Genomic DNA, 10113 nt, shown 5'->3' with positions numbered 1-10113 from the left:
CTTGGTGAGCCGTTACCTCACCAACTAGCTAATGCGCCGCGGGCCCATCTGTAAGTGATAGCTAAAAGCCATCTTTCAATAAAGGAACAGGAGTTCCTTTATGTCATCCGGTATTAGCTCCGGTTTCCCGAAGTTATCCCAGTCTTACAGGTAGGTTGCCCACGTGTTACTCACCCGTCCGCCGCTAACTAACGGGAGCAAGCTCCCATTAGTCCGCTCGACTTGCATGTATTAGGCACGCCGCCAGCGTTCGTCCTGAGCCAGGATCAAACTCTCCATAAAAGTTAAGTTTAAATCTTGTATTGCTCAAAAAAACTAATAATTGACGTTTACTTCATGTTTTGTTTAGTTTTCAAAGTTCACCTTGTCGCTCTGAAGCGACTTAAACATCTTAACATTTTCTATTGAATGTTGTCAATGTTTTTTTAAAAGTTTTTTTCGTTGTCATTTCGTATTAATGTGACAACGTTTAATAATATAACACCTATAAAAACAAAATACAATACCTAATTTTAAATTCTTTTTATTCAGATAGTTTTTACCAGATTCCAATAAATAAATGATGTCCTTATTCCTTTAAAAAGATACATCCAATCATAAAAAAAACTGGCTAAAAGTATTCCTTTAGCCAGTTAGTTAAATCTTATTTATGTCTCATTAATGGGAACAATAGAACGTCACGGATTGAAGGAGAATTAGTTAACAACATAACTAATCGATCAATACCTATTCCAAGACCACCTGTTGGTGGCATACCATGTTCTAATGCTTCGATATAATCATCATCCATCATATGTGCTTCGTCATTACCAAGCTCACGTTCTTTAAGCTGTGCTTCAAAACGCTCTTTTTGGTCAATTGGATCATTTAACTCTGTAAATGCGTTAGCGTGTTCACGTGCCACGATAAATAACTCAAAACGATCAGTAAAACGTGGATCGTCAGCATTCTTTTTCGCAAGCGGTGAAATTTCTACAGGGTGACCATAAATAAATGTAGGTTGAATTAATGTTTCTTCAACTTTTTGTTCGAAGAATTCGTTAATAATATGACCAACAGACATATTCTCATTAACTTCAACATTATGTTCTTTAGCATATTGTCTTGCTTGCTCAACTGACATCTCTGGCCAGAAATCTACTCCACAAGCTTCTTTAATCGCATCTACCATGTGAAGTCTAGTCCATTTTGGCTCTAGGTTTACTGTGTACTCACCGTAAGGAATCGTAGTAGTACCTAAAACTTCTTTAGCGATATGAGCAATTAGATTTTCAGTAAGTTCCATAATATCAGCATAATCAGCATAAGCTTCATATAATTCAATCATCGTAAACTCTGGGTTATGACGAGTAGAAATACCTTCATTACGGAATACGCGACCAATTTCATAAACTTTTTCAAGTCCACCTACAATAAGTCGTTTTAAATGTAGCTCAATTGCAATGCGCATATATAATTCCATATCAAGCGCGTTATGATGAGTGATAAACGGTCTTGCTGAAGCTCCACCTGCAATAGCATGTAGCATAGGAGTTTCAACTTCTAAATAACCTTGGCTATCTAAATAACGTCTCATAGATTGGATAATTTTACTGCGAGCAATAAATGTTTGTCGGCTATCCATATTCATTAAATCTAAATATCTTTGACGGTAACGTTGTTCAACATCTTGTAAACCATGGAATTTATCAGGAAGTGGTAATAACGCTTTTGAAAGGAATGTATATTCTTTCACTTTAATAGATAATTCCCCTACATTCGTTTTAAATACCACACCAGTAACACCTACAATGTCACCTAAATCAGTAATATCAAAGATTTCATATTGTTCTTCGCCTACAGCATCTTTACGAACATAGATTTGAACTTGTCCATTTAAATCTTGAACATGTGCAAACCCAGCTTTACCTTTACCACGTTTAGTCATTACTCGACCTGCAAATGAAACAACAATCGCTTTTTCTTCTAGTTCTTCTTTAGAAAACTGGTCAAATTGTGCTAATAAATCATTTGAAGAATGTGTGCGCACAAACTTTTTACCGAATGGATCGATACCTTTTCCTTCAAGTGTTTTTAATTTCTCCCTACGTATAAGGGCTTGATCATTTAATTCTTCGTGACTCATTTTCTCAACTCCACGTAATTATTCAAATATTTAAATACAATATGATTTTAATAGAAAAACTGCCAGTATTTCGATCTGGCAGTTTTGTTTACTATAACTTATTATATTTTGTCAAGCGAAACCTGTCAAACTTACAAAGCTTGAGTTGCTTTCATTTTTTCTTCTACTTCATTAACGTATGTTGTTAATACTTCAACCATTTGAGCACGAGTACTAACTTCGTTAATTTGATCTCGAACTAATGCAGTGCCTTTCAAACCTTTTAAATACCAAGCTGCATGTTTTCTCATTTCCATTACAGCTACATGTTCATTTTTTAAATCAATTAATCGGTCTAAATGCAATAAACATACATCAATTTTTTCACGAGCTTCTGGCTCAGGCATTAATACACCAGATTCTAAGTATTTAACTGTACGATAAATCATCCACGGATTTCCTAATGCAGCACGACCGATCATTACGCCATCACAGCCTGTTTCATCTAACATACGCTTAGCATCTTGAGGAGTCTCCACATCACCATTACCAATTACCGGTATAGAAACCTGATTTTTAACTTCTTTAATCCAGCTCCAATCAGATTTCCCTTCATACATTTGATAACGAGTTCGTCCATGGATCGCAACTGCTTTTCCACCCGCTGCTTCAACTGCTTTTGCATTATCTACTACATATATGTGATCGTCATCCCATCCAAGACGCATTTTAACTGTAACTGGTTTACTGACATTCTGTGCTACAGCATATACCATTTCATGAATTTTATTTGGGTCTAAAAGCCATTTAGCTCCTGCGTCTACTTTTGTAATCTTAGGAACAGGGCACCCCATATTAATATCAATAATATCTGCATTCGTATTTTCGTCAACGTACTTAGCAGCTTCAACTAATGTTGATTTTTCACCACCAAAAATTTGTAAGCTTAATGGCTTTTCACGTTCATCCATATAAAGCATATCTAATGTTCTTTTATTGTTGTGAAGAATAGCTTTATCACTTACCATCTCTGCACATACTAAACCTGCACCGAATTCTTTTACTGTCAAACGGAAAGCTGAGTTACATACTCCAGCCATCGGTGCTAATACGACGGGATTTTTCATCTCGATGTCACCAATTTTTAGCACATCCCATCCTCCTTCTATTACAATAAAACTTTATATTGATAATTCCTCTACACTTACTTTTAATTGTTTTGCACAATCATGCAAAAACTGTTCAGTTGGCATACGATTCCCTCGCTCAACTTCGCCTAACACCGAAACAGAAACTCCAAGGTTTTTTGCAAAGCCTTCTTGGGTAAAACCTTTTAATTTTCTAAAAGCCCTAATCCGTCTACCCCACTTTTCAGCTTCCATAATCGAACTCCTTTATCCTCTAAAAATTTAGTTTCAACCTTAATTGATTGGTTAATTTCTTTTAAGGGGATTAATACAAAGCTTCTTTCAAACATTCTCGGGTGCGGTATTCTTAGGTGCTCAACTTCTATATCTTCGTGATTATAGAGTAAAATGTCAAGGTCTATTGTTCTTGGACCCCAACGTAATTCCCTTTTTCTACCAAGGTTTTGTTCGATCCCTTGTGTAACATCAAGTAATTGAAGTGGTGTTAAATTGGTAGAAATTTTAATAACGAGATTTAAAAATGGATCTTGGTCTACGTATCCAACTGGGTCTGTTTCATAGATAGAAGAGATTTGTTCTACTTGAATATCTGGATGATTCACTAATTCCCTAATAGCCTTTGTAAGAAAACCTTCTCGGTCGCCTATATTCGTTCCTAAACTTAAATATGATTCATTTTTCATATGCGACCTCTTGTTATTTCAACCGCTACAAAATCATAATGTCCTGGTATTGGTGGATCTGGTTTTATGACTTTTACAGTACATTGTTGAATTAAATCATATGTATTTAATATTTGTTTAGCAATCTCTTCAGCCACTGATTCCACTAAGTCATACGACTGACCTTGAACTACTTCTTCGCATGTTTTAAATAAGTCTGCGTAACTTACTGAATACGCCAAATCATCTGTTTCTCCTGCTTTTTTTGTATCTAATTCGACAATTAAATCAACATTAAATCGTTGCCCTAATGTTTTCTCCTCTTTAAATACACCATGGTATCCATAAAATCTCATACCTGTTACATATATTTTATCCATTATTTACTCCAATCTTTAACATAGCATCCATCATTTTAGCCATACGGGAAATCGCTAACACGTCATGTACTCGTACAATTTCGCAGCCTTTCGTAATACCTAAACAGACTGTAGCCCCTGTACCTTCCATTCGCTCATGTACTTCAGTACCAAGAACCTCCCCTATAAACCTTTTTCTAGAAGTACCAAGTAACACTGGATAGTCCAGTGCTTTAATCTGCTCCATTTGGTTTAACACTTCCAAATTCTGCCCAGCTGATTTTGCAAAACCAACACCCGGATCCAAAATAATCATTTCATCCTTTACACCTGCACGTTTTGCAATATTAATACTTTCAACTAAATCACAGACAAGATCACTCATTAAACTATAATAGTTTTCATCTGTTCGATTGTGCATTAAACAAATTGGAACATTGTACGCAGCAGCCACTTCAGCAATTTTAGGGTCTTTCTTTGCTCCCCAAACATCATTAATGATTGTAGCTCCTGCTTCAACAGCTTGTTTTGCCACTTCAGATTTATATGTATCAATTGAAATTGGGACATCAATTTCTTTAGATAGTGCTTTAATAATCGGAACAACTCTTCTTAACTCTTCGTCTTCATCAACTATGGCAGCTCCAGGTCTTGTCGATTCCCCACCTATATCAATAATTTTTGCTCCATCAGCAATTAACTTCTTTGCATGTTGTATCGCTAATTCAATTTCATTGTATCGACCACCATCAGAAAATGAGTCTGGGGTTACGTTTAAAATCCCCATTACTATTGTTTCATCCTGAATAGGTAATGCGTAATTTCCACAAATCAAAGGTTTTGTTGCTCTTCTCACACTTGTTCACTTCTTTCCATTTCATTCATGCTTAATAAGGATTGTCGGTGAATTCTATAATCCTTTTGCAAATCCTTTATTACGCTACTTTCACTAACATTAAAGCTCCGCTCGCCAATTACTGTAACGGGAATAATTTCTTGGATTGAATTTGAAATAAATATTTCATCCGCTTTTAACAGCTCTTGCTCTGTGTAGAAACCCTCTTCAACTGTAATCCCTTTTAATTTTGCCCAATGAATCACGAACTGTCTCGTTATCCCATTCAAGATTCCCGTATCAACGTGTGGTGTATATAATCGATTTTGATTAATAAAGAAGAGATTTGAAACGATACCTTCTGAAAGAAACCCATCTTTGTTTAAAAAGATTCCTTCTATACTTGGTGAGTTACCGATCTCTTTTTTCCCGATAATATTATTTAAATAATGATGAGACTTTAATCGTTCTTTTCCTTCAGGAGAGTTTCGAGGGGTATTAAGTATTACCCCTTCTTTCTCTAAGATATTACTTTCATGCATAGGTTTAATGAAAATAATGGTATTTGGATTCGAATACTGCCCAGTGTATAAACCTATTTCACCTACACCTGCTGAAACATTCAAACGTATATACGCATCTTGCAACCCATTTAATTCAATTAACTTATTTAAAATCGTTTGTATTTCCTCATCTAGCAAATTCCACTCGATATTCAGGTTCAATAACGACTTTCTTAAACGCTTTAAATGATCAAATAATAAAAATGGATGCCCATTATAGATCCGAAATGTTTCAAATACTCCTAAGCCATATAAAAAGCCATGATCAAATGGAGATATTTTCACTTCATGATCGTTCAAGAATTCTCCATTAAAATATAGTTTCATACTGTACTCCTAGATGGTTTATATGCTTGTAAAAAGTTTCTAAGCATTTCTTTACCGAATTGTGACATAATCGATTCCGGATGAAATTGCACTCCTTCAATCGGTAATGTCTTATGTTTTAAAGCCATAATTTCTCCTTCATTCGTCCAAGCTGTAATTTCAAGCTCCTCAGGGAAAGTTTCTTTTTTAACAATTAAAGAGTGATATCGTGTAACATCAATTGGTGATGGTAGATCATTAAATAATCCTAAACCTTCATGTGTAATTGCAGATGTTTTTCCGTGCATTAAGCGTTCTGCACGTATTACGTCACCTCCAAACACTTGAGCGATTGATTGGTGTCCTAAGCATACGCCTAAAATTGGGATTTTCCCAGCAAAGTGTTCAATTGCTTTTAAACTGATTCCTGCTTCGTTTGGTGTACAAGGACCTGGTGAAATCATCAAATAAGATGGGGCTAATGCTTCGATTTCTTCTAAAGTAATTTCATCATTTCGTTTAACAATTAACTCTTCACCTAATTCGCCTAAATATTGAACTAGATTATAGGTAAATGAATCATAATTATCAATCATTAATATCATTTTACATTCCCACCCAACTGTGCTTTTTCTTCACTTACTTTCTTAGCTGTCCATAAAGCTTGAGCTTTCTTAAGGCTTTCTAAATACTCATGTTTTGGATTAGAATCAATAACAATGCCAGCACCGGCTTGTACAAATGCTTGCTGGTCTTTTGTAATCATTGTTCGAATCGTAATGTTTAACTCCATATCTCCAGTGAAGCTAATCCATCCAACAGAACCTGTATAAATGCCACGCTTGGTCGGCTCTAGTTCTTCAATAATTTCCATCGTACGGATTTTTGGAGCTCCTGTTATTGTTCCCCCGGGAAATACTGCTTTTAACAAGTCAAATGAATCTTTACCCTTTTGTAGCTCACCTCTAACATTTGAAACAAGGTGCATTACATGTGAATACTTTTCGATCACTAATAGTTCGTCCACTTCAACAGTTCCATATTCGCATACTCTTCCTAAATCATTGCGCTCTAGATCAACTAACATAATATGCTCAGCTTGTTCTTTTTCATTTGATCGTAGTTCTTCCATCAGTTGTTGTTCTTCTTCAACTGTTTTACCACGAGATCTCGTACCTGCTATTGGTCTTGTCCAAACTTCTTGATCACGTTTTGCTACTAACAGTTCTGGTGAGCAACTAACAATTTGAAACTCGTCAAAATCTAAATAGGACATATATGGTGATGGATTTATTTCTCTAAGCTGCTCATATATATACAGTGGATCTGTTACAAGCGTCTCAGATTGTAGCACGGATAAATTCACCTGGAATACATCCCCCGCACTGATATATTCTTTAACATTACCAACAGCATCTGTAAATTTTTGTTCAGACATATAAATTGTTTTTTCAATCTCCTCGGTAGAAGTTCTTCTAGATAAATCGATTTGCTCTATTTCACTAATGAAGAACTCTTCTAAAGAGTCTATTCGTTCTTGTGCCTTATCAGCATTATTCATTTCATCTATTACAATAAAATATAATTGATTTTCTTGATGGTCAAAAACAACCACTTCATGGAAGATTAATAAATAAACATCTGGAATATTGTAAACATCCTCAGCCATCTTTGGTAGATCTTCGATATAATGGTTACAGTCATATGTGAAATAACCGATTGCTCCACCCTGAAATGGTGGTAGGTCATCTCTTTTTTCCGCTGTGTATTTAGTTAGATATTCCTTTGCTAAATCTATTGGATTTCCTACATATTCTACTATTTCGGAGCATCCTTCAATCCCTACTTCGACCGTTAATTTATTACCCTTCCCATATAACTTCGCAACTGGATTAGATGCCATAATTGAATATCTTCCGTCACGACCACTTTCAAGAAGTACGGCATTCTTTTTCTCTTTTGCCGTTTCTACAAAGTATTTAAAGAAAGGTGTAGTATAATTGATAACTTTTGAAAAGATTTCATAATTCATGTGAATATCCCCCTCTGATAGCGCTTCTTTTTTCATTTTACACAAAAAGTAAGAAGTATACATCAAAGCATTTTATGGAAAAACAAAAAACCCCTCTGCAGCTAGCAAAGGGGTTTTAAATTTATCATTTAATCAATCAAAAAAATTACTCAAATTGGAATAATGCTGTACTTAAATAACGCTCTCCATTACTCGGAATGATCGCAAGTACTTTTTTACCTTTTCCAAGTTTTTTTGCAACTTGTAATGCAGCACTAATCGCAGCACCAGAAGAGATACCTACAAGTATACCTTCTTCTTTTGCTACTTTTCTAGCTGTTTCCATTGCATCATCATTTTTGATTTGTACGATTTCATCATAAATATCCGTGTTCAATGTTTCAGGTATAAACCCTGCTCCAATGCCTTGGATTTTATGCGGACCTGGTTTACCACCTGATAAAACTGGAGAGTCTTCAGGTTCAACTGCGACAATATTAATGCCAGGGTAAGCTTCTCTTAAAACAGCTCCTGCACCAGAGATTGTTCCTCCTGTACCTACTCCTGAAATAAATGCATCAAGTTGGTCTCCCATTTGTTCAACAATTTCAGGACCAGTTGTTAAACGGTGAACTTCAGGATTTGCAATATTATTAAACTGTTGTGGAACGAAATATCCGTTTTCTTTTGCTAATTCATCAGCTTTACGAATTGCTCCTCCCATTCCTTCAGGACCTGGAGTTAGAACTAATTCTGCGCCATATGCACGTAATAAGTTTCGTCTCTCAATACTCATTGTTTCTGGCATTACTAGAATTGATTTATAGCCTTTAGCAGCAGCTACCATTGCTAATCCAATACCAGTATTTCCACTAGTTGGTTCAATAATTGTATCACCTGGTTTTATTAAACCTTTTTTCTCCGAATCCTCGATCATCGCAAGTGCAATACGATCTTTAACACTGCTACCAGGATTCATAAACTCTAGTTTTAAGTAAATTTCCGCGCTGTCCTCGTCTACTAATCTGTTAAGTTTTACAATTGGAGTTCTACCGATTAATTCGTAAACTGAATTTGCAACTTTCATTTCATCCACTCCTAATTCCAAGTATATTGACCTGTTTAATATACATTATGTAAAAAACAAAAGAATCTGTCAATTACTTTCTCCTATACATAACTTGTATGAAATTCATAATAAATTATGAAAAGAAAGCTCGACAAATTCCTTCAATTTTCACCTACAATTTGTTAATTAACTCTTTTAATTGTTCATCAGAATAATGATAAGGTTGATTACAGAAATGACATGTTACTTCTGCTTCTCCATCCTCTTCTAAGATTAATTCCAATTCTTGTTTACCAATACTTAAAAGAGCACCCTCAATTCTCTCTCTTGAGCATTGACATTGGAATTTTACATCCATCGTTTCTAAAACTTTAACTTCTTCTTTACCTAACACTTCATATAAAATTTCTTCTGGAGTCAGGCCTTCTTCAATTAGTTTAGAAACTGGTTTAATCGTTTTTAAACGATTTTCAATTTGTGTAATACATTCTTCACTAGCGCCAGGTAAGATTTGAATAATAAATCCTCCACTTGCTAAAATCGAATGATCTGGGTTTACTAACACACCGACACCTACAGATGAAGGTGTTTGTTCAGATACAGCAAAATAGTAAGTAAAGTCTTCACCAAGTTCACCTGATACAATAGGTACTGAGCCTGTGAAAGGTTCTCTCATACCAATATCTTTAACAACTGAGATTGTACCTACAGTACCAACAGCTTTTGCTACATCAATTTTTCCATGTTTGTTAAGTTCAGTTTGTACATGTGGATTTTGTACATATCCTCGTACTTCACCTTTTGCATTACTATCGACTAAAATATGGCCAATTGGGCCATTACCTTCAACCTTTAAAGTTAATTTCTCTTCGCCTTTTAACATAGCACCCATCATTGTAGCAGCTGTGAGTGTACGACCTAATGCAGCAGAAGCGTTTGACCAAGTGTCATGACGTTCTTGAGCTTCTTTTACAATATTTGTTGATCTAACGCTATATGCACGGACTTCACCGTTAAAAGCTAATGCTTTTACTAAATAATCTTTCATGATGTACC

The 10113-nt window shown here is 35.4% G+C and carries 11 protein-coding genes and 1 rRNA gene; all 12 read right to left on the bottom strand.

The features are described from left to right. A 16S ribosomal RNA gene (locus tag BM319_RS22835) occupies nucleotides 1–282 on the bottom strand; the annotation flags it as partial. 361 nt (nucleotides 283–643) lie between these two features. Then, the gene (gene lysS, locus BM319_RS22830; RefSeq protein ID WP_069033980.1) at nucleotides 644–2125 is read right to left on the bottom strand and encodes a lysine--tRNA ligase; all 1482 of its coding nucleotides are present in this window, start codon (nucleotides 2123–2125) and stop codon (nucleotides 644–646) included. Between the two features lie 131 nt (nucleotides 2126–2256). Beyond that, on the bottom strand, nucleotides 2257–3255 hold the full coding sequence (gene dusB, locus BM319_RS22825; protein ID WP_091024813.1) for a tRNA dihydrouridine synthase DusB: 999 nt from the start codon (nucleotides 3253–3255) through the stop codon (nucleotides 2257–2259). Between the two features lie 30 nt (nucleotides 3256–3285). Further along, a complete protein-coding gene (locus BM319_RS22820; protein ID WP_056474403.1) occupies nucleotides 3286–3486 on the bottom strand; it encodes a helix-turn-helix domain-containing protein in 201 nt (66 codons plus the stop codon). Continuing rightward, nucleotides 3438–3935 (bottom strand): 2-amino-4-hydroxy-6-hydroxymethyldihydropteridine diphosphokinase, encoded by a 498-nt coding sequence (folK, locus tag BM319_RS22815; protein WP_091024811.1) that lies wholly within the window; start codon nucleotides 3933–3935, stop codon nucleotides 3438–3440. The genes BM319_RS22820 and folK overlap by 49 nt, the downstream gene beginning before the upstream one ends. Further along, complete coding sequence (folB, locus tag BM319_RS22810; RefSeq protein WP_056474411.1) at nucleotides 3932–4294, bottom strand: dihydroneopterin aldolase; 363 nt, start codon at nucleotides 4292–4294, stop codon at nucleotides 3932–3934. The genes folK and folB overlap by 4 nt, the downstream gene beginning before the upstream one ends. Then, the gene (folP, locus tag BM319_RS22805) at nucleotides 4287–5060 is read right to left on the bottom strand and encodes a dihydropteroate synthase (RefSeq protein WP_084006901.1); all 774 of its coding nucleotides are present in this window, start codon (nucleotides 5058–5060) and stop codon (nucleotides 4287–4289) included. The genes folB and folP overlap by 8 nt, the downstream gene beginning before the upstream one ends. 65 nt (nucleotides 5061–5125) lie before the next feature. After that, entirely contained in the window at nucleotides 5126–5998 is an 873-nt protein-coding gene (gene pabC / locus BM319_RS22800) for an aminodeoxychorismate lyase (RefSeq protein ID WP_091024809.1), read from the bottom strand. After that, nucleotides 5995–6582: an aminodeoxychorismate/anthranilate synthase component II gene (gene pabA / locus BM319_RS22795; protein ID WP_069033974.1), complete on the bottom strand. Its 588-nt coding sequence runs from the start codon at nucleotides 6580–6582 to the stop codon at nucleotides 5995–5997. The genes pabC and pabA overlap by 4 nt, the downstream gene beginning before the upstream one ends. Continuing rightward, nucleotides 6579–8009, bottom strand: a complete 1431-nt coding sequence (locus tag BM319_RS22790; RefSeq protein WP_091024807.1) for an anthranilate synthase component I family protein — start codon at nucleotides 8007–8009, stop codon at nucleotides 6579–6581. The genes pabA and BM319_RS22790 overlap by 4 nt, the downstream gene beginning before the upstream one ends. 145 nt (nucleotides 8010–8154) lie before the next feature. After that, entirely contained in the window at nucleotides 8155–9075 is a 921-nt protein-coding gene (gene cysK / locus BM319_RS22785; RefSeq protein WP_069033972.1) for a cysteine synthase A, read from the bottom strand. A gap of 154 nt (nucleotides 9076–9229) precedes the next feature. Then, entirely contained in the window at nucleotides 9230–10105 is an 876-nt protein-coding gene (gene hslO, locus BM319_RS22780) for an Hsp33 family molecular chaperone HslO (RefSeq protein ID WP_069033971.1), read from the bottom strand. Between the last annotated feature and the right edge of the window lie 8 nt (nucleotides 10106–10113).

Origin of the sequence: Bacillus sp. UNCCL81 (assembly GCF_900112535.1) — a bacterium.
GTDB lineage: Bacteria > Bacillota > Bacilli > Bacillales > Bacillaceae_G > Gottfriedia > Gottfriedia luciferensis_B.
Note: the sequence above shows the minus strand (reverse complement) of the source record. Positions and strands in the feature narration are given on the sequence as shown.

Bases quoted from the DNA above. Each gene is read 5' to 3' on its own strand.
- lysS (WP_069033980.1), bottom strand. From the start codon at position 2,125: ATGAGTCACGAAGAATTAAATGATCAAGCCCTTATACGTAGGGAGAAA.
- BM319_RS22820 (WP_056474403.1), bottom strand. From the start codon at position 3,486: ATGGAAGCTGAAAAGTGGGGTAGACGGATTAGGGCTTTTAGAAAATTA.
- folK (WP_091024811.1), bottom strand. From the start codon at position 3,935: ATGAAAAATGAATCATATTTAAGTTTAGGAACGAATATAGGCGACCGA.
- folB (WP_056474411.1), bottom strand. From the start codon at position 4,294: ATGGATAAAATATATGTAACAGGTATGAGATTTTATGGATACCATGGT.
- folP (WP_084006901.1), bottom strand. From the start codon at position 5,060: ATGGGGATTTTAAACGTAACCCCAGACTCATTTTCTGATGGTGGTCGA.
- pabC (WP_091024809.1), bottom strand. From the start codon at position 5,998: ATGAAACTATATTTTAATGGAGAATTCTTGAACGATCATGAAGTGAAA.
- pabA (WP_069033974.1), bottom strand. From the start codon at position 6,582: ATGATATTAATGATTGATAATTATGATTCATTTACCTATAATCTAGTT.
- BM319_RS22790 (WP_091024807.1), bottom strand. From the start codon at position 8,009: ATGAATTATGAAATCTTTTCAAAAGTTATCAATTATACTACACCTTTC.
- cysK (WP_069033972.1), bottom strand. From the start codon at position 9,075: ATGAAAGTTGCAAATTCAGTTTACGAATTAATCGGTAGAACTCCAATT.
- hslO (WP_069033971.1), bottom strand. From the start codon at position 10,105: ATGAAAGATTATTTAGTAAAAGCATTAGCTTTTAACGGTGAAGTCCGT.